This is a genomic window from Paenibacillus spongiae, from assembly GCF_024734895.1.
Taxonomy (GTDB): Bacteria; Bacillota; Bacilli; order Paenibacillales; family Paenibacillaceae; genus Paenibacillus_Z; species Paenibacillus_Z spongiae.
Map to the genome: position 1 here is coordinate 2,416,071 of NZ_CP091430.1, position 18,307 is coordinate 2,434,377.

The following is an 18,307-nucleotide window of genomic DNA, read 5'->3' on the forward strand; positions in this document are numbered from 1 at the left end:
CATGAAAACCGTAGTGGAAGTCATCATGCCGCAGTTAGCGGAATCGCTCGTATCGGCTACGATCGAGAAATGGCTGAAGCAGCCCGGCGACCCGGTCGACGTCTATGAGCCAATCGCGGAAATCATTACCGACAAAGTCAATGCCGAGCTGCCTTCTACGTTGAAGGGAACGCTGGTCAAAATATTGGTCCGCGCCGGCGAGACGATTCCCGTCGGAACGCCGATCTGCCTGGTGGAGACGGAGGAGGATGCCGCCTCCGGCGATCCGGTTCAGGCCGGCGGCCATCAGCAAGGCGGCGCCGGCCAAGGTGCCTCGGCGGTCTCCGCCGAGGCGGCCGGTTCCGCAGCAGCCGGCGAGAGCGACACGAGCATGCGCCACCGCTACTCGCCCGCCGTACAGCAAATTGCCGCCGAGCACGGCGTCAACCTGACTCTGGTGCCGGGTACGGGATTGGGCGGCCGGATTACGCGCAAAGATGTGCTGGCTTATGTCGCTTCCGGAGCTCCGAAGCAGGCTGCGCCTAAGACGGCGCCTGTTCCGTCGGCTGCTTCGTCCGATCAGCTTAACATGGATTCGAGGATGCCGGTTCGCTCAACCGGAATCCATCTGTCGGAGACGCCGCGGATTCCGCAGGTTGAGGTCGAAGGCCAGTCGATTCCGGGCAGCGGCGAGACGTTCGTGGACATTACGCCGATCCGCAACACGATAGCCCAGAAGATGCGCCAGAGCGTGACCGAAATTCCGCATGGCTGGATGATGATCGAGGTGGACGTCACGAATCTCGTCATTCTGCGCAACAAGCTGAAGGATGAGTTTAGAGCGCGCGAAGGCGTCAATCTCACCTATCTTGCCTTCTTCATTAAGGCAGTCGTCAATGCGATCAAGGAATATCCGATCATTAACTCGGTATGGGCCGTGGATAAAATCATCGTGAAGCGGGACATTAATATTTCATTGTCGGTCGGTACCGAAGACTCGGTTATCACGCCGGTAATCAAGAATGCCGACCAGAAGAATATTGCAGGCATCGCGCGTGAAATCGACGTATTGGCGCGCAAGACGCGCGAAGGCAAGCTGAAGCTGGACGACATTCAAGGCGGAACCTTCACCGTGAACAATACCGGATCGTTCGGCTCGATTCTGACTCAGCCGATCATCAACTACCCGCAGGCGGCGATCGTGACATTCGAATCCATCGTGAAGCGCCCTGTCGTCATTAACGATATGCTGGCGGTACGCTCGATGGCCAATGTATGCTTGTCGCTCGACCATCGTATTCTCGACGGCGTCATCTGCGGCCGGTTCCTGCAGCGCGTCAAGGATACGCTCGAAGGCTTCGATCAGGACATGAAACTGTATTGAAACGGGGCATGACTTGCGATGACGAAGAACCATTTAAAGCAGCTTGATGCAAGTTACACGCCAATGATCGGCTATGCCGAAGCCTGGGATTTGCAGAAAGCCTACGTGAAGGAAATTGACAAGGAGGAGCGGCGCGAGACGCTGCTCCTGCTTCAGCATCCGCCAACCTATACGGTCGGCTCCCAGCGTCATCCGGAGCATCTGCTGTATTCGGAGGAGCAGCTGGCCGAGCAGGGAATTCAGGTGTTCAATATTGACCGGGGCGGGGATATTACATACCACGGTCCCGGACAGCTGGTCGGCTATCCGCTCCTGTATCTCGATGCGGCAGGCTTGGATTTACATGGCTACTTGAGACAGCTGGAGCAGGTTATTATCGACTGGCTGGAGGGCTATGGCATCGAAGGCGGACGCAAGGCGGAGTATACGGGAGTATGGGTAGGCAATGCGAAGATAGCGGCAATCGGAGTGAAGTTTAACAAATGCCGGACCCGCCGGGGATTCGTGACGAGTCATGGCTTTGCGCTCAACCTGAAGGCCGGGATTGGCGAGGAAGGCTTCCGGGGCATTGTGCCTTGCGGCATTCAGGAGTATGACGTCACCTCCTTCGCGGATTTGACGGGCATACACCTGAGCGTCCGGCAGGCAGCCGAAGAGCTGGTCCCGTTCTTCTGCAGAAGCTTCGGATTCGAGAATGCCGATCTGACTTGATCAGACGAATCTATTCGAACACCCAGCCGATACCGATGAGCAGGGTGGACAGAAGCAGGGATATGATAAGCAGCCAAACGACAATTCTCATGATGCGGTTCATGCGCATGGAAACAGGCTCCTTCCGGATAATATTTAATGGATATACTAGACTATTGTAAACGATAGAGAGGGACGGAGGAAAGTCCATGGTTCAACAGCAGCGGTTGATCGAGCAATTTATGTCGCTTGTCCGGGTGGACAGCGAGACGAAGAATGAACGGCAAATGTGCGATGTGCTGACAAAAGAGTTTACGGCGCTGGGGTTGTCCGTCGAAGAGGACGATTCGGCCCGGATAACCGGACATGGTGCCGGCAATCTGATTGTGAAGCTGAATGCTAACGGCGCGGAAGAGGCGGAGACGATCTTCTTCACGTCCCATATGGATACGGTGACGCCGGGCAACGGCATTAAGCCGCAGCTGGATGAGGACGGCTATATCCGGAGCGACGGGACGACAATTCTCGGCAGCGACGACAAAGCCGGGCTCGCCGCGATGCTGGAAGCGATCCGGATCCTTAAGGAGCAGGGCATTCCGCACGGCCCCGTGCAGTTCGTCATTACCGCAGGCGAGGAATCGGGGCTAGTCGGCGCAAGGGCGCTCGATCCGGCAAGGCTGGAGGCCAAGTTCGGGTATGCGCTCGACTCCAACGGCGAGGTCGGCGATATTGCCGTCGCGGCGCCGTCCCAAGCGAAGATAACGATCAAGATCCATGGCAAATCGGCACATGCCGGCGTCAATCCGGAGAAGGGCATAAGCGCCATCCAGGTAGCCGCCAAAGCGATCGCGCGGATGCCGCTCGGCCGCATTGATCACGAGACGACCGCCAATATCGGCAGGTTCGAGGGCGGCGGCGCAACGAATATCGTATGCGATTTCGTCAAATTGGACGCGGAAGCGCGCAGCATCGCAGGGGATAAGCTGGACCGCCAAATTGCGGCGATGCGCCAAGCGGTGGAGGCCGTTGCGGCGGAATATGGCGCTGAGGCGGATTTCGAGAGCCAGATTGTTTATCCGGCGTACGCGTACGAAGACGAAGACCCGGTCGTAGAGCTCGCGAAGGCCGCCATTGCAAGCATTGGCTGCACGCCAAGGACATTCCATTCCGGCGGCGGCAGCGACGCCAACATTTTTAACGGTCTGGGCGTTCCGACGGTTAATCTGGCGATCGGCTACGAGCATATTCATACGACGAAGGAACAGATCAAGGTGAAAGATCTCGTCAAAACATGCGAGCTTGTCGTCGAGCTGATCAAGCATGCGGCGAATAAGCAGGCATAGCCGGCAGCGGACCTGCGAATCGGACCCGGCACAAAGAAACCCGTCAGGCGTCAAGCCTGGCGGGTTTCCTCGTATCCATGGTTCGATCGAATCCATACGGTTTTAGCATGCAATGACGGTTTTCTTCAGGAGAGGATGATTCCTCAGGGGATATGACGGTCTTATCATTACGCTGCTTGAAGACGGCCGGTTCTTCTTGATCTATGTGCACCCGCCACTTGCTGTAAGTCTGTTATTCGGTCTTACAGCCGCATTCTAGTGCGTGGCCGGTCTGTAAATCCCTTTTTCGGCCTTACAGGCGCGATCAGCCTGGCGGATGAGTGGACTGCTAACGGTTTAAAGGGCGTCGATGCTCGAGATATTCGCCCAGCGTTCGGCTTGCATTCTTCTTGCGGGACGAAGCCTCTCTGGCCATGAGCCGGAGCTGGTGGCGGATTTCCCACGCTTTGCCGACAAGCGTGAGCCGGGTGGAAACGGAGTACTGCTTCATGGCATATTCCCCCTTTAGTTGGTATTCATCGTAAATTCATTTTTTGAAAGCGCCGGTTTGATATAATGAAGCATATGCGGAAGCCGGACAAGTTATGCCGCGTCTTCCAGGGAGCTGTTACAGAACGATATATGACGAGGAGAGGCGCCTTATGTTGAAGAAAACGGATGAATACCGGGAACGGACCGTCCACACGGAACCGGTCTTTCAAGGGAAAATTATTTCGCTGCAGGTGGATACGGTTGAGCTTCCGCACGGGGGAACGGCGACGCGCGAAATCGTCAGACATCCCGGCGCGGCTGCAGTGCTGGCGATCATCGACGGCAAGATGCTGGTCGTGGAGCAGTACCGCAAGCCGATGGAGAAGTTTCAAGTGGAAATCCCCGCAGGGAAGCTGGATGCGGGGGAGGATCCCGGCATAGCGGCAGGCCGCGAGCTGGAAGAAGAAACAGGCTATAAAGCAGGGCGGCTGAAACCGCTCACCGCATTCTATACTTCACCGGGATTTGCCGACGAGAAGCTGTTCCTATATTTGGCGGAGGATCTGGTGAAGGGAGAAAGCCGTCCCGACGAGGATGAGTTTCTGAATGTGGAAGCGATCACCCTCGAGCAGGCGCAGCAGTACATCCGGGAAGAGCGGATTAGCGACGCCAAAACGATATTGGCCGTATACGCGTGGCAGATCTACAGACTGACGGGAGAAATTTAACGATGGGAAGCAGGGAGCTTGACCGGGTTTTCGCCGATCTGCATCTGCATATCGGCAGCACGGAGAGCGGCGACCCGGTCAAGATCAGCGCCAGCCGAAGCCTGACGTTCCGCAGCATCGCGCATGAAGCGGCGCATCGGAAGGGAATCGGCCTTCTGGGCGTCATTGACTGTCATTCGCCGGGCGTTCAAACGGATATCGCGCGCCTGCTCGATACCGGCGAGATGGAGGAAATCGAAGGCGGCGGTATCCGTTACCGGGAGACGACGATCGTGCTCGGAGCCGAAATCGAAGTGAGGGACGCGGGCTTCGGCCCTGCGCATCATCTCGTCTACTTGCCGACCTTTGCGGCGATGCGTGATTTTACCATCTGGATGTCGCGCCATATGCGCAATGTGAATCTCAGCTCACAGCGCATCTACGTGCCCTCGCGCGTGCTTCAGGAGGAAGCGAAGGGCAGGGGCGGATTGTTCATACCGGCGCATATTTTCACCCCGCATAAGAGCTTATTCGGCAGCTGCTCGGACCGGATCGGTGATACGCTGGATCCCGCAAGCGTCGATGCGGTTGAGCTGGGACTCAGCTCGGACACGGCGATGGCGGGATGGATTCCGGAACTTGACGAGCTGCCGTTTCTGACGAATTCCGATGCACATTCGCTGGCCAAGATTGGCAGGGAGTACAATGCGATCCTGCTGAAGGAGCCGTCGTTCACCGAGCTCGCTCTTGCGCTCAAGGGTGTGGACGGTCGGGCCATTGCAGCCAATTATGGCCTGAACCCGCTGCTGGGCAAGTATCACCGCACATATTGCTTGAGCTGCGCGTCGCTTGCGGGCGCCGAAGCCGCTGCCGAACGGTGCCCGTCATGCGGCAGCACGAAGCTTGTGAAGGGCGTGATGGACCGCATCGAGGAGCTGGGCGCAAAGTTCGGGCGGATCCGGCCGCCGGCGCAGGACAATCGGCCCCCATATATTTATCAGGTGCCGCTGGAGTTCGTGCCGGGCATCGGGAAAGTGACGCTCAATAAGCTGCTTGCCCGGTTCGGAACCGAGATGGCGGTGCTGCATGCCGCCTCGCGGGAAGCGATAGCCGAGACCGCCGGCGAAGCGGCGGCGGAGGCCATTGCGGCAGCCCGGAAGGGGGAGCTGCCGCTGCAAGCCGGCGGCGGCGGGCGATATGGCACCGTAGCGCGGATGGAATAAAGTGCGGACGAGCATGATCGTCATAGCGGTGCAGGCTTGGACATACACTCTACCATGGAAGCAGCTTCTCATCGATGGGGCTTTTGCTTTCGCAAACGCAATAGTGGAGGTATGCCATGCGTTCGTCGCCGCTGCATCAATCGCTGATGAAGGATCAGCTGACGCTTTATGTGTTCGTCTCGGTTTTGTTTGTCGTAGGCGTTGTCTTCGGGGCGCTGCTCGTCAGCGCTCTGACGCTTGATCAGCAGCAGAATTTGGCAGGGGACGTGCAGCAGCTCGTTGCCCGCATCCAGGCCGGAATCGGTGCGGATGGGGCGGAGTCGTTCTGGGACCGCGTTTTTTTTCATGGCAAATGGCTCGTACTCATCTATGTGCTCGGGCTGACGGTGGTCGGGATGCCGCTCGTGCTTGCGCTTGATTTCCTGAAAGGGGTGCTTGTCGGGTTTGCCGTCGGCACGCTGGTCAGCCAGCATGAATGGAACGGGCTGCTGTTCTCGCTGGTTTCGGTGGCGCCGCCTAACCTGATTGTCGTTCCCGCTCTGCTGATCGCAAGCGTCTCCGCCGTATCGTTCTCTCTCTACATGGTGCGGAACCGGATTATGGGAAGGTACGGCACGCTGGGAGCGCCGTTCCTGTCCCACACCTCAACGCTCGTTACGTTGCTTCTCGTGATCGCTGGTGCCGCTTTACTAGAAGCGTTCGTTTCCCCAGGCCTGTTGAAGTGGGCGGCGCCGCTGCTGGACGGGGCTGCCGGCGGATTGTAATCATTCTAAAAAGTTTGACTTTCCTCGCAATGTGACTCTATAATAAAAACAAGTGTTTCCGGCGATGGGCATGAGCCACGTGCGAGGGGGGAAACCATGGAATCGCGGATTGATAAAATTAAGCAGCAGCTGCAGTCGCAAGGGTACAAGCTCACCCCGCAGCGCGAGGCGACGGTACGGGTGTTACTGGAGAACGAGGAAGACCATCTGAGCGCCGAAGATGTGTTTATGCTCGTGAAGGATAAAGCGCCGGAGATCGGCCTGGCTACCGTATATCGGACCCTTGAGCTACTCAGTGAGCTTCATGTCGTGGAGAAGTTGAATTTCGGTGACGGCGTGGCCCGGTACGATCTGCGTACGGACAATAATAAGCACCACCATCATCACTTGATCTGCGTACAATGCGGAACGATGGATGAGATTTTGGAAGATTGGCTCGGACCGCTGGAAGAGCGGCTTGAGAAGGAATATGGCTTTACGGTCATCGACCATCGTCTCGATTTTCAAGGCATCTGCAGACGATGCCGCCAAAAGAACGATCAACAATAACTCCCGCGTGCAGCGTGAGTCATCCTTGTGATGACTGCGCCCGCACGGTGGGAGTTTTTTCGTGTGCCCGAAAGGAAGCGCTAGATGCGCATGCGCTTCCCGCGGCGCTTGGGCTGCGGGCAGCGGCAGCTGATTCGGGAGCTCCTGCGCGCCTTGGCTCTGCTTCTGCTTAGGTAGAGCGCATCCGCCACCTGCAGCAGACCCGATCCTTGCGCGGAAGAGGAATAGCCGGACAGCCTGAGCGCAGAGGAACGGAGCCTGCGCAAAACTTGCGAAGGCGACAGGTCCGGATCCTGGCTCAGCAGCAGCGCGGCTCCGCCGCTTACATGCGGACAGGCCATGCTCGTTCCGTCCATCGTCTGATAACCGCCGCCGGGCGCGGTTGATCGTATGCCGGCACCGGGCGCGGTCACATCGATGCCCGAGCCCCGGCTGCTGAACGAGGCGATACGGTTATCCCGCGTGGAGGCTGCGACGGCAATCGTCTCCGGGTAGCTGGCCGGCTCGTCGATCCCGCCGCTGCCCGGTCCGCCGTTCCCCGCGGAGGAAACGACGAGGATTCCTTTGCTGCGCGCCCGCTTCACCGCATCGCGAAGCGCGGAGCTGGATGCGCCCTGCAGGCCCATGCTTAGATTAATAATACGGACGCCTTTTCTGATGCACCAGTCGATGCCTTCCACAATATCCGATATAAATCCTTCTCCGCGGGCGTTGAGCGCCTTCACGGCATACAATTTGACACGCGGAGCGACGCCGGGTATGCGGCCGCGGGTCCCGAGGGCGGCGGCGATACCCGCTACATGGGTGCCATGCCCGTTATCGTCGCGATATGAGGACCCGTTAATCGTGTTCACTCCGCCCGCGATCTTCAAGTCCGGATGATTCGCGATGCCGGTATCGATGATGGCGACGGGAATGCTCTCCCCGCGCGTTCTGGACCACGCTTCCGGAGCCTGCACACGGCAGACGTTCCAGGTGACGCCGTCGGGGCAGGATGCGGCGGCAATCGCTTTCCCCTTCGCCGGACAGCGTGTAAGCTTCTTGAAGACCCATGGTCTGGATTTCCCCGGGCTTGAGCGCGTACCGCTTACCGACGGCTTCCCGCGAAGGGGGATATTCCGTCTAGCTGCGCCTGCTTTATTGCCGGGATAGAGGACGGGGCGCGGAGCCGGAAGCATATGCGCATTGATAATGAAATCCGGTTCTACATATTTCACATGCGGATGTGCCATAAGCGAGCGGAACCGCCGCAATTGCCGGCTGTCGATATTGAAGCAGATGATCCGTTCCCCTTTAATGCTCTTGAGCGGCCGTATGCCGTGCTTCCGAAGCTCCCTCAAACAGCGCGTATAATGGCGGCGGTATTTGAACCTGATCATTTGCCGGATTGTACGGCTGGATATGCCGCTGACCTGACAGCGCCGAACCAGTTGTTCCACCTTCTGCAATTCCATGTCCTCCTTATGGGCGTCTCAAAGGCTGTTCATGCGTGTAATTCAGTGTATGAGCGCGAACTTGATCAGGCATGGGTAAGTGCCGTTCCTACACATATTTTACGGTTCTGGAGGAAACCGTATCGCGTAAGGACTGTCAAGTTCGTCCTTCATTGCATATGTAGGTACGAGGAGGTAATTGCGTATGATAATCGGCGTGCCGAAAGAAATCAAATCAAGCGAATACCGTGTCGCGCTCACGCCGGCGGGTGCAAGCCAGCTTGCTGCGGCAGGTCACGAGGTGATCGTCCAATCGGGTGCAGGCGAAGGAAGCGGGTTTACCGACGACTTATATGAAGCCGAAGGGGCCAAGATCGCTCCGGAGGCAGGCGATGTATGGGCGAGGGCAGATATGATTATGAAGGTGAAGGAGCCGCTGCCGGAGGAGTTCGGCTTCTTCCGCGAAGGGCTGCTGCTGTTCACCTATTTGCATCTCGCAGCGGCGCCTGAGCTGACGCAGGCGCTGATGGACAAAGGGGTAACCGGCGTCGCGTACGAGACGATACAGCTTCCGGGCGGCAGTCTCCCCCTGCTGACTCCGATGAGCGAGGTGGCCGGCCGCATGGCCGTTCAGGTTGGCGCTCAGTTTCTGGAGGCTTTCTACGGCGGGAAGGGTATTCTGCTTGGCGGCGTTCCAGGCGTTCCGCCGGCGGAAGTCATTATACTCGGCGGCGGCATCGTCGGGCTGAATGCCGCGAAGCTTGCACTCGGAATGGGGGCAAGCGTCGTCATTCTTGAACGGAGCGCAGAACGGATGCGTTACATCGACGAGGTGTATGGCGGGCGGATCCGTACGCTGATGTCCAATCCTTATAATATCGCGAACGCGGTCCGGAAGGCGGATCTGCTCATCGGAGCCGTGCTTATTCCAGGTGCCCGTGCTCCCCATTTGGTCACCGAAGAGATGGTGCAGACGATGAAGAAGGGCTCGGTCATCGTGGATGTTGCCGTCGATCAGGGCGGGACGATCGCGACAATCGACCGCGTCACAACGCACAGCAATCCGGTCTATGAGAAGCACGGCGTGCTGCATTACGCCGTCGCCAACATGCCGGGCGCCGTGCCGAGGACCTCGACCTATGCGCTGACGAACGTAACGCTGCCTTACGCGCTCGAGCTGGCGGACAGAGGGCTGGAGGAGGCTGTGAGACGTAACGAGCCGCTCGGCAAGGGCGTGAATACGTACAACGGGCATATTACGCATCCGCAGGTAGCCGCGGCGCTGGCGAAGCCGTACAGACCGCTTCAGCAGCTTCTGGAGCGCTTGCCGATCGATGAGCAGGGGCATGTACTGGACTGACATGAATCAGCCGCCGTTCTCATAAGGTGTTGTAAGGACAAACCGCCTGCGGCGGTTTCTTCAAGCTGCACATGGAGGAGGGCGGTGGCTGTGGTGCTATCGGCTCGCAAATGGCTTCGAAGGACGTTATTCATCATACTGGTAGTGCTCTGCACGACGATCGTTTATGACGGTTGTCAATGGCTTGCGGCATGGCTGACACCGGCGGACCCGTACCGGGTACCGCAAGGACAGGCGCTCAAGGTGTCCGGCATGGCGGAAGGAACGGCGGATGACGCTACGTTCGCCGAGCGGCTGCGGCTATTCTACTGGTACGGGGAATGAGACTTGCGATGCGTTTCTGGCAATAATGTCGGAGGATTCGACAGCAATTCGGACGGTTTGGCAGGAAAAAAGGGGGGCGTTGTGGAATATAGGCATCTTGGCACCATTACCGGGAGGGAAAATTCCATGAAATCTTATCTTCAACCTTTTATCCAATACTTGTCTACCGTCAGGAGACTCTCCCGGAATACATTGGAATCATACGAACGGGATTTGACGGCTTTTCTCGATTATGGCGGGCAGCAGGGCTTGACTGCGCCCCAGGACGTGCATAAGCACCATATCGCGCGCTATTTGCTGGAGCTGAAGCAGCAGGGACGGGCGGTTGCGACCGTGTCCCGCCATACCGTATCGATCCGCTCCTTCTTTCAATATTTGACGAGAGAGCGCCACATTCCCGGGGATCCATCCGCGGAGCTGGAGACGCTGAAGCAGGAGAAGCGGCTGCCGCTTGTGCTGACGATTGACCAGGTGGAGCGGCTGATGGAGGCGCCGGATACGTCCACTGCCGCGGGCGCACGCGATAAAGCGATGCTTGAGGTGCTGTATGCGACAGGCATCCGCGTAACGGAATTGATTTCGCTGGAGGCCCGCCATCTGAATCTGCCGCTTGGATTTATCCGCTGCGTAGGCTCCGGAGAGAAGGAACGCATCATTCCGCTTGGCCGGATCGCTTGCGATGCGATCGCGGCTTACTTGGGCGGAATGCGGGACAAGCTGCTGAAGGACAGAGCGGATGAGCAGGCCTTGTTTCTGAACCAGCTGGGAACGGGAATGTCGCGTCAAGGTTTTTGGAAAATCTTGAAAAAGTATGCGCAGGAAGCCGGCGTCGTTCATGACATTACGCCGCATACGCTTCGGCATTCCTTCGCCGCGCACTTGCTGGAGAACGGGGCGGATTTGCGCTCGGTGCAGGAAATGCTCGGCCATGCCGACATTTCCACGACGCAAATTTACATGCAGGTGACCAAAGCGCGCATCAAGGACGTATACAACCAGGCGCATCCGAGAGCCAAGGTGAAGTAGCGGGGGTTCTCGGCCGCATGCAGACAGGAGTGATGGAGGATGCGATTCGAACGAATAACGTTGATTGTACTCGATAGTGTCGGCATAGGCGAACTGCCGGATGCCGCTTCCTTCGGAGATACGGGCTCTCATACGATCGGACATATTCTGGAACGGATGCCTGCGCTGGCTTTGCCCCATATGCGCAGCTGGGGGCTCGACCGGATCGCGCCGCTGGGAGACTGGAAGCCGGAGGGAGATGCGAAGGCCTATCACGGGAAGATGGCGGAGGTCTCTGTCGGCAAGGATACGATGACCGGCCATTGGGAGCTTGCGGGGCTTCGGGTCACCGTTCCATTCCGCACGTTTCCGGATGGATTCCCGCGCGAGCTGTTAGATGAATTCGAAGCGCGGACCGGCCGCGGCGTGCTCGGCAACAAGCCGGCCAGCGGGACGGAAATCCTAGATGAACTGGGCGAAGAACAGATGAGAACGGGCAAGTGGATCGTATATACGTCCGCGGACAGCGTGTTTCAGATTGCCGCGCACGAAGATATCATTCCGCTCGAAGAGCTTTACGAAGGCTGCAAAATTGCGCGGGAGCTGACGCTGAAGGACCCGTATGCCGTCGGCAGGGTGATTGCCAGGCCTTACGTCGGAACGCCGGGAGATTTTCGGCGTACGCCGAATCGCCATGATTACGCGGTTAAGCCGCCCGAGCCTACCGTGCTGAACGCGCTGAAGGAAGCCGGACGCGATGTTATCGCCATCGGCAAAATTAACGATATTTTTAGCGGGGAAGGCATTACGGAAGCCGTGTCGACCAAGAGCAACGATGATGGCGTCCGCCAGACGTTAGCGATGCTGGAGCGCCCGTTCCAAGGGCTTCTGTTTACGAATCTGGTCGATTTCGACGCGCTCTACGGACATAGGCGCGATCCGCTCGGCTACGGGGAAGCGCTGGAAGCCTTCGACCTTGCGGTTCCGGAGCTGGCAGGGCGGCTTGGCCCAAGCGATCTGCTCATCCTGACGGCCGACCACGGCAATGACCCGACCTACACGGGAACGGATCATACGCGGGAATATGTGCCTCTGCTCGTGTACGGGCCTTCGCTTCGGTCACACGGGTCTCTGGGCACCCGGGCGACGTTTGCGGACATTGCTGCGACGATTGCCGATAATTTCGGCGTCTTGCTTCCGAGGAACGGAACGTCGTTTCTGAACGAATTGATTTAAGAAGTTCATTATATCGAAGTAAGCGGCTGGAACCTGCCGGAACCGGCCGCTGGAGGAGGAATTGGACGATGAATACATTAACGGCGGCGCAAATTAAAGAGGCGGCTGACCACATCATGGTCAAGGCTGCCATCCAGCCGGAGATCGGGCTTATTATGGGGTCGGGGCTTGGCATCTTGGGCGATTATATCGAGAATCCTGTGACGATCCCGTATCAGGATATCCCGCATTTTCCGATATCCACGGTAGAAGGCCATGCGGGCGAGCTCATGATCGGACTGCTGTCCGGCCGGCCCGTCGTGCTGATGCGCGGAAGATTTCACATGTACGAGGGCTACGGTCCCGAGCTGACCTCCTTCCCGGTGCGCGTCATGAAGGCGATCGGCGTCAAGACGCTTGTTGTGACGAATGCGGCCGGCGGTATTAATACCGGCTACGAGCCTGGCGATTTAATGCTCATCAGCGACCATATTAACTTGACGTCGCGCAACCCGCTGATCGGGCCCAATGACGACGAGCTTGGCCCCCGCTTCCCCGACATGTCAGAGGCGTACAGCCGCCGGCTGCGCGGGATCGCCCGCCAAACGGCGGAGAAGCAAGGATTTTCCCTTCGTGAAGGGGTATACATCGGCGTTCTGGGACCTTCGTATGAAACACCCGCAGAAATCCGCATGATGCGCACGATGGGAGCGGATGCCGTCGGCATGTCGACGGTAGCGGAGGTCATTGCGGCGCGCCATTCCGGCCTCGAAGTGCTTGGCATTTCCTGCATCAGCAACATGGCATCGGGTATTCTGGACCAACCATTGTCCCATGCCGAGGTAATGGAAACGACGGAACGAGTTAAGTCCCGGTTCCTTGGGCTTATAAACGGTGTCGTTCCGCTGCTCTAAAAACGTTTTACTCCTTCGTTGTAACAAAATTGTAACAATTAGCTCGACCGATTGTGACATTCTTTGTTCGGCGGTCGTCGTATAATGTCCGTGATAAATGACGGAAAAAGGGGATTTACATGGACAACCAAACCAATCGCCGGTTGGAGTGGCTGCGCGGCGAGCTCGTAAACGAAGCGATTCGCAAAGATGATTTGCTGCATCATGACGTGCTTGTATTAAGCCAGTCGCTCGACCGATTAATAGTAGAGGTGCAGACGGAGAAACGCAGATCGCTTGAACGTGTAAAGTGACCTGTGCGCCCGTTTGCGCCGGCAGCTTGAGGAGGTTCCATCGATGCGTACGGTCGATCTGATACAGAAGAAGCGAAATGGTGGCGAGCTGACTTCCCGCGAGCTCTCGTTCCTCGTGGATGGATACAGCCGTGGAGACATCCCGGATTACCAGATGTCCGCATGGGCGATGGCGGTTTACTTTCAGGGCATGAGCGCCCGGGAAACGGCCGAGCTGACGCTGGCGATGGCGCGCTCGGGCGATCAGGTCGATTTATCCCCCATTCATGGGATCAAAGTGGACAAGCACAGCACCGGCGGCGTCGGGGATAAGACAACGCTCATTATCGGGCCGCTCGTCGCTTCCCTGGGAATACCGGTCGCGAAGATGTCCGGCCGGGGACTCGGGCATACCGGCGGGACGATCGATAAGCTTGAATCGATCCCCGGGTTCCGCACCGAGCTGTCGCAGGAGCAGTTCTTCGCACAGGTGAACGGGATCGGACTTGCCGTGATCGGCCAGAGCGGCAATATTACGCCGGCGGATAAGAAGCTGTACGGGCTGCGGGACGTAACCGCAACCGTGGAGTCGATCCCGCTGATTGCAAGCTCGGTCATGAGCAAGAAAATCGCGGCCGGCGCCGATGCGATCGTGCTGGATGTGAAGACCGGCGGCGGTGCATTCATGAAAACCGCCGCCGATGCCGAAGCGCTGGCCAAAGCGATGGTCGATATCGGCACGGAGGTGGGCCGACAAACCTCGGCTATCATTAGCGATATGGATCAGCCGCTCGGCTTTGCCATCGGCAATGCCCTTGAAGTGCGGGAAGCGATCGCGACATTGCGGGGCGAAGGGCCGTCTGATCTGACCGAGCTGTGTCTTGCGCTCAGCGCGCACATGGTCGTGCTCGGCGGACAGGCGCCGGACCTCGCGGCGGCGGAAGCGATGCTTCGCGAGCGGCTCGCGTCGGGGGCGGCGCTGGATAAGTTTCGGGCTTTCGTAGCCGCTCAGGGCGGAGATTCTTCCGTCGCCGACGATCCGGACCGGCTCCCGCAGGCGGCTGCGATCATCGAAGTGACGGCAAGGCGCAGCGGGTATGTCCAGCGAATCGACGCCGAAGAGCTTGGACTGGCGGCGATGCTGCTGGGGGCCGGCCGCGAAACGAAGGATGCGGTGATCGATTATGCCGTAGGACTGACGATAAGCCGTAAGGTCGGAGAGCGGGTAGAAGCGGGAGATCCCGTCGCCTTGCTGCATGCGCGCGCGGATGACGGGACCGCCCGCCAGGTCGCAGAGCGGACGCGGGACGCCTTCGTCATTGGGGAGGAAGCCCCGGCTATGCAGCCGCTTCTGCTGTCGGTCGTTACCGCGGCAGGAGTGCAGCGCTTGAGCGGAAGTTAACGTCATCGATAACCTCAGATGCGGCTGGGTATGAGCCGCCTGAGGTTTTTTTTTGCGTACGACAGGTCATACGGATGTTTCCGGGTGGCCTGTTTTTGTGCTTTTTTCCCGCCATCTATAATTTCACGGGCAGTCTTTGTCTAAAGTGGAATAATTTAACGCGTGTCGGTCGACACTAGGAAGGAGATTTTAGCCGTACTTCGGACTTGCTATAATGCGGGCCGGATTCAGGAGGGGAACTTTACCGATGACAATGAATCGACACTGTAAACGACTAATTGTGTTCATGTGTGCCGCTCTAATGGTAACACTTGCTCCCGCCGCTGCAGGAGCTTTGGAGGAATCGCCGTCCAAGAAGGCCCCGGTCAGCCAGGCGGAATTGGCCCCGTCTGCGCGTTCCGCCATCTTGATGGACCAGGGAAGCGGGACGATCATCTATGAGAAGAACAGCCATGACCGGCTGCCGCCTGCCAGCATTACCAAGGTGATGACGATGCTCCTTATTATGGAAGCTCTCGATGAAGGCGTCATTAAGATGACCGACAAAGTGACGACAAGCGAATACGCGGCATCGATGGGCGGCTCGCAGATCTTTCTGGAGCCCGGCGAGGAAATGTCCGTCGAGGAAATGCTGAAGGGAATCGCGCTGGCCTCGGGCAACGATGCTTCCGTGGCGATGGCCGAGAAAATTGCCGGGACAGAAGCCGAGTTCGTCAACATGATGAACAAGCGCGCCAAGGAGCTTGGGCTGAAGAACACTCATTTTGCCAATTGCAACGGGCTTCCTGCGGAGAACCATTACACATCCGCGCATGATATCGCCGTCATGTCCAAGGAGCTTCTGAAGCATGCGGAAATTACGAAGTACACCGGACTCTATCAGGATTATCTCCGGAAGTCGTCGGAGAAGCCCTTTTGGCTGGTAAATACGAATAAGCTGGTCCGTTTCTATTCCGGCGCCGACGGCTTGAAGACGGGCTTTACGAGCGAAGCGAAATTTTGCTTGACAGCTACCGCGAACCGTGACGGACTGCGCGTCATTGCCGTCGTCATGGGCGAACCGAATACGAAGACGCGCAATGCGGAAGTGTCCCAGATGCTTGATTATACGTTCGCGCAGTACATGAACCATTCCATCTTCAAGAAAGGCGACCTCATGGGAACCGTGAAGGTGGAGAAGGGGAATGTGCCGGAGGTTTCCTTGACGGCGAAGCATAATTACAGCGTGCTGCTGAAGAAGGGAAGCACGGTGAAGGACATCCGGCACGAGCTTCAGCTGGCGCCGCTCAAAGCGCCGGTTAAAGTCAACGAGCCGATCGGGAAGCTCATCGTCTATCAAGGCGACCAGGTGCTCACGGAATTCGCCGTCGACGCCCCGGCATCGGTGGACAAGGCCGGCTGGTGGACGCTATTTAAGCGCTCCTGCAGCAGTCTCTTCTCTTAATTAGGCAGTAGGGACGTAGGGTGAAACGGTAAAAACCGCGTCGTTTGCGCTTTTTTGTCAGCTCTTAGCGTCCTGCTTCTAGTTTTGTCGGGAGGCAGGAAATGGTTCAAGGCTCGTAGAAATGCTTGTTCAGAGCCGCTTAAAACGGCCGACGTTTTCGAAGCCAGTGGTTGCAGAGCTACGCAAAAACGTTTAGGAGTGAACAAGCTATGAGTTTGCAGGTAGAACTGGAGCATTACCGCAATGTGCTTATCGTAAGGCTGCGCGGGGAACTGGACCACCATACGGCTGACGCTGTCCGCTTCAAGATGGAAGAGGCTATACTGCGCGGAGGCAGCGATCATGTCATTCTTAGTTTGAAGGAGCTCCTGTTTATGGACAGCTCGGGTCTGGGCGTCATTCTCGGCCGGTACAAGCAGCTGAAGGCGAAGGATGGCAAGATGGTCGTCTGCGACGTCAATCCCGGCGTCTACCGGCTGTTCGAGCTTTCCGGGCTGTTCAAAATATTGCCGATTCACGAGAATGAGCGGCTCGCGCTCACTAGTCTGGAGGTCGTTTCATGAACGGAACGAATGAGATGAGGCTTACGTTCTCCGCACGTTCGGAGAATGAGGCGTTCGCACGCGTCGCAGTCGCCGCTTTCGTCTCCCAGCTCGATCCGACAATGGAGGAGCTGAACGATTTGAAGACGGTCGTCTCCGAAGCGGTGACCAATGCCATCATTCATGGCTATGAAAGTGATCCGGGCGGCATGGTCACGATCGAAGCGATGATTGAGGGCGACACGATCACCCTTATCGTTAAAGACAACGGCAGCGGGATCGAGGATTTGGAGTTGGCGCGGCAGCCGCTGTTCACCTCCAAGCCGGAGATGGAACGCTCCGGCATGGGTTTTACGATCATGGAAAATTTCATGGACGGATTCGACGTGTCGAGCGAACCGGGTAAAGGAACATCCATTGCAATGACCAAGCGTATCGAATCGAAAAAAGCGCTGTTTAATTAAGCGCGTAGGGGTTGGACCTCATGGAAGTCGATATGAAAAAAACGGCGCAGCCTTTTTTGGACGATTCCGAAGTGAAACGGCTCATTGCGCTCAGTCAATCCGGCGATTCCGTAGCCCGCGATACGCTCGTGCACTGCAACATACGATTGGTCTGGTCGGTCGTGCAGCGGTTTATGGGCCGCGGTTACGAGCCGGAAGATTTATTCCAGATCGGATGCATTGGTCTGCTGAAGTCGGTGGACAAGTTCGATCTGTCGTATGACGTGAAATTCTCCACCTATGCGGTGCCGATGATTATCGGCGAAATTCAACGGTTTCTCCGGGATGACGGAACGTTAAAGGTAAGCCGGTCACTGAAGGAAACAGCCAATAAGGTGCGCAAGACGAAGGATGAGCTGTCGAAGGTGCTGGGCCGGCTGCCCACCATTAAAGAAGTGGCGGAGCAGCTTGGCATCAGCCCGGAGGACGTCGTATTCGCACAGGAAGCGAATAAACCGCCGACCTCGATTCACGAGACGGTGTTCGAGAATGACGGCGATCCGATTACGCTGATGGACCAGATCTCCGACGATTCCCAGGAGCGCTGGTTCGATAAGCTGGCGCTTAACGAGGCGATCGGCGGCTTGTCGGAACGGGAGCGGCTGATCGTGTTTCTCCGTTATTACCGCGACCAGACACAGTCGGAAGTGGCGGCCAGGCTCGGCATTTCCCAAGTGCAGGTGTCAAGGCTGGAGAAGAAAATATTGCAGTTGATCCGAGACCAAATTGCCCAATAGGGCGATTTGGTCTTTTTGCATGATTATCCTAGCCCTTCTTATCTCA

General features: G+C 57.6%; 21 protein-coding genes. 18 read left to right on the forward strand and 3 right to left on the reverse strand.

Going from position 1 to position 18,307, the window contains the following annotated elements:
* The first annotated feature begins 1 nt into the window (after nt 1).
* Nucleotides 2-1,363, forward strand: coding sequence for a dihydrolipoamide acetyltransferase family protein (locus L1F29_RS11100; protein WP_258388373.1), 1,362 nt, complete (start codon nt 2-4; stop codon nt 1,361-1,363).
* 18 nt (nt 1,364-1,381) lie between these two features.
* A complete protein-coding gene (gene lipB, locus L1F29_RS11105) occupies nt 1,382-2,074 on the forward strand; it encodes a lipoyl(octanoyl) transferase LipB (protein WP_258388374.1) in 693 nt (230 codons plus the stop codon).
* Between the two features lie 10 nt (nt 2,075-2,084).
* Here lipB and prli42 read toward each other — a convergent pair whose 3' ends face one another.
* Nucleotides 2,085-2,183, reverse strand: a complete 99-nt coding sequence (gene prli42 / locus L1F29_RS11110) for a stressosome-associated protein Prli42 (protein WP_258388375.1) — start codon at nt 2,181-2,183, stop codon at nt 2,085-2,087.
* A gap of 79 nt (nt 2,184-2,262) precedes the next feature.
* On the opposite strand from prli42, the gene L1F29_RS11115 reads away from it, so the two are divergent.
* Nucleotides 2,263-3,396, forward strand: coding sequence for a M20/M25/M40 family metallo-hydrolase (locus L1F29_RS11115; protein ID WP_258388376.1), 1,134 nt, complete (start codon nt 2,263-2,265; stop codon nt 3,394-3,396).
* Between the two features lie 328 nt (nt 3,397-3,724).
* Here the strand turns inward: L1F29_RS11115 and mciZ are convergent, their stop codons facing one another.
* The gene (gene mciZ, locus L1F29_RS11120; RefSeq protein ID WP_258388377.1) at nt 3,725-3,886 is read right to left on the reverse strand and encodes a Z-ring formation inhibitor MciZ; all 162 of its coding nucleotides are present in this window, start codon (nt 3,884-3,886) and stop codon (nt 3,725-3,727) included.
* Nucleotides 3,887-4,037: 151 nt separating this feature from the next.
* Here mciZ and L1F29_RS11125 point away from each other — a divergent pair, with 151 nt between their 5' ends.
* The 4 genes from L1F29_RS11125 to fur all read left to right on the forward strand — a co-directional run bounded on the left by L1F29_RS11125 (nt 4,038) and on the right by fur (nt 7,110).
* Complete coding sequence (locus L1F29_RS11125; RefSeq protein ID WP_258388378.1) at nt 4,038-4,595, forward strand: NUDIX hydrolase; 558 nt, start codon at nt 4,038-4,040, stop codon at nt 4,593-4,595.
* Nucleotides 4,596-4,597: 2 nt separating this feature from the next.
* The gene (locus L1F29_RS11130; RefSeq protein ID WP_258388379.1) at nt 4,598-5,797 is read left to right on the forward strand and encodes an endonuclease Q family protein; all 1,200 of its coding nucleotides are present in this window, start codon (nt 4,598-4,600) and stop codon (nt 5,795-5,797) included.
* A 116-nt stretch (nt 5,798-5,913) separates the two neighbouring features.
* On the forward strand, nt 5,914-6,561 hold the full coding sequence (gene spoIIM, locus L1F29_RS11135) for a stage II sporulation protein M (RefSeq protein WP_258388380.1): 648 nt from the start codon (nt 5,914-5,916) through the stop codon (nt 6,559-6,561).
* A gap of 96 nt (nt 6,562-6,657) precedes the next feature.
* Nucleotides 6,658-7,110 (forward strand): ferric iron uptake transcriptional regulator, encoded by a 453-nt coding sequence (fur, locus tag L1F29_RS11140; protein ID WP_204816359.1) that lies wholly within the window; start codon nt 6,658-6,660, stop codon nt 7,108-7,110.
* Between the two features lie 80 nt (nt 7,111-7,190).
* Here the strand turns inward: fur and L1F29_RS11145 are convergent, their stop codons facing one another.
* A complete protein-coding gene (locus L1F29_RS11145; RefSeq protein WP_258388381.1) occupies nt 7,191-8,564 on the reverse strand; it encodes a S8 family peptidase in 1,374 nt (457 codons plus the stop codon).
* Between the two features lie 184 nt (nt 8,565-8,748).
* Here L1F29_RS11145 and ald point away from each other — a divergent pair, with 184 nt between their 5' ends.
* From ald to sigF, 11 genes are all read left to right on the forward strand, one after another.
* Nucleotides 8,749-9,903, forward strand: a complete 1,155-nt coding sequence (gene ald / locus L1F29_RS11150) for an alanine dehydrogenase (RefSeq protein WP_258388382.1) — start codon at nt 8,749-8,751, stop codon at nt 9,901-9,903.
* 90 nt (nt 9,904-9,993) lie between these two features.
* Entirely contained in the window at nt 9,994-10,227 is a 234-nt protein-coding gene (locus tag L1F29_RS11155; protein WP_258388383.1) for a YqzK family protein, read from the forward strand.
* A gap of 126 nt (nt 10,228-10,353) precedes the next feature.
* Nucleotides 10,354-11,253: a site-specific tyrosine recombinase XerD gene (gene xerD / locus L1F29_RS11160; RefSeq protein WP_258388384.1), complete on the forward strand. Its 900-nt coding sequence runs from the start codon at nt 10,354-10,356 to the stop codon at nt 11,251-11,253.
* Between the two features lie 39 nt (nt 11,254-11,292).
* On the forward strand, nt 11,293-12,468 hold the full coding sequence (locus tag L1F29_RS11165) for a phosphopentomutase (RefSeq protein WP_258388385.1): 1,176 nt from the start codon (nt 11,293-11,295) through the stop codon (nt 12,466-12,468).
* A gap of 68 nt (nt 12,469-12,536) precedes the next feature.
* Complete coding sequence (locus L1F29_RS11170) at nt 12,537-13,361, forward strand: purine-nucleoside phosphorylase (RefSeq protein WP_258388386.1); 825 nt, start codon at nt 12,537-12,539, stop codon at nt 13,359-13,361.
* A 119-nt stretch (nt 13,362-13,480) separates the two neighbouring features.
* Complete coding sequence (locus tag L1F29_RS11175; RefSeq protein WP_258388387.1) at nt 13,481-13,654, forward strand: aspartyl-phosphate phosphatase Spo0E family protein; 174 nt, start codon at nt 13,481-13,483, stop codon at nt 13,652-13,654.
* Between the two features lie 43 nt (nt 13,655-13,697).
* Nucleotides 13,698-15,035: a pyrimidine-nucleoside phosphorylase gene (locus tag L1F29_RS11180; protein ID WP_258388388.1), complete on the forward strand. Its 1,338-nt coding sequence runs from the start codon at nt 13,698-13,700 to the stop codon at nt 15,033-15,035.
* 253 nt (nt 15,036-15,288) lie between these two features.
* Entirely contained in the window at nt 15,289-16,479 is a 1,191-nt protein-coding gene (locus tag L1F29_RS11185; RefSeq protein ID WP_258389666.1) for a D-alanyl-D-alanine carboxypeptidase family protein, read from the forward strand.
* Nucleotides 16,480-16,688: 209 nt separating this feature from the next.
* A complete protein-coding gene (gene spoIIAA, locus L1F29_RS11190; protein WP_258388389.1) occupies nt 16,689-17,042 on the forward strand; it encodes an anti-sigma F factor antagonist in 354 nt (117 codons plus the stop codon).
* Nucleotides 17,039-17,485, forward strand: a complete 447-nt coding sequence (spoIIAB, locus tag L1F29_RS11195) for an anti-sigma F factor (protein WP_258388390.1) — start codon at nt 17,039-17,041, stop codon at nt 17,483-17,485. Before spoIIAA ends, spoIIAB begins: the two co-directional genes overlap by 4 nt.
* A gap of 20 nt (nt 17,486-17,505) precedes the next feature.
* Nucleotides 17,506-18,261 carry an RNA polymerase sporulation sigma factor SigF gene (gene sigF, locus L1F29_RS11200; protein ID WP_258388391.1) on the forward strand — a complete coding sequence of 252 codons (756 nt, stop codon included), beginning with the start codon at nt 17,506-17,508 and terminating at the stop codon, nt 18,259-18,261.
* Nucleotides 18,262-18,307 lie beyond the last annotated feature (46 nt).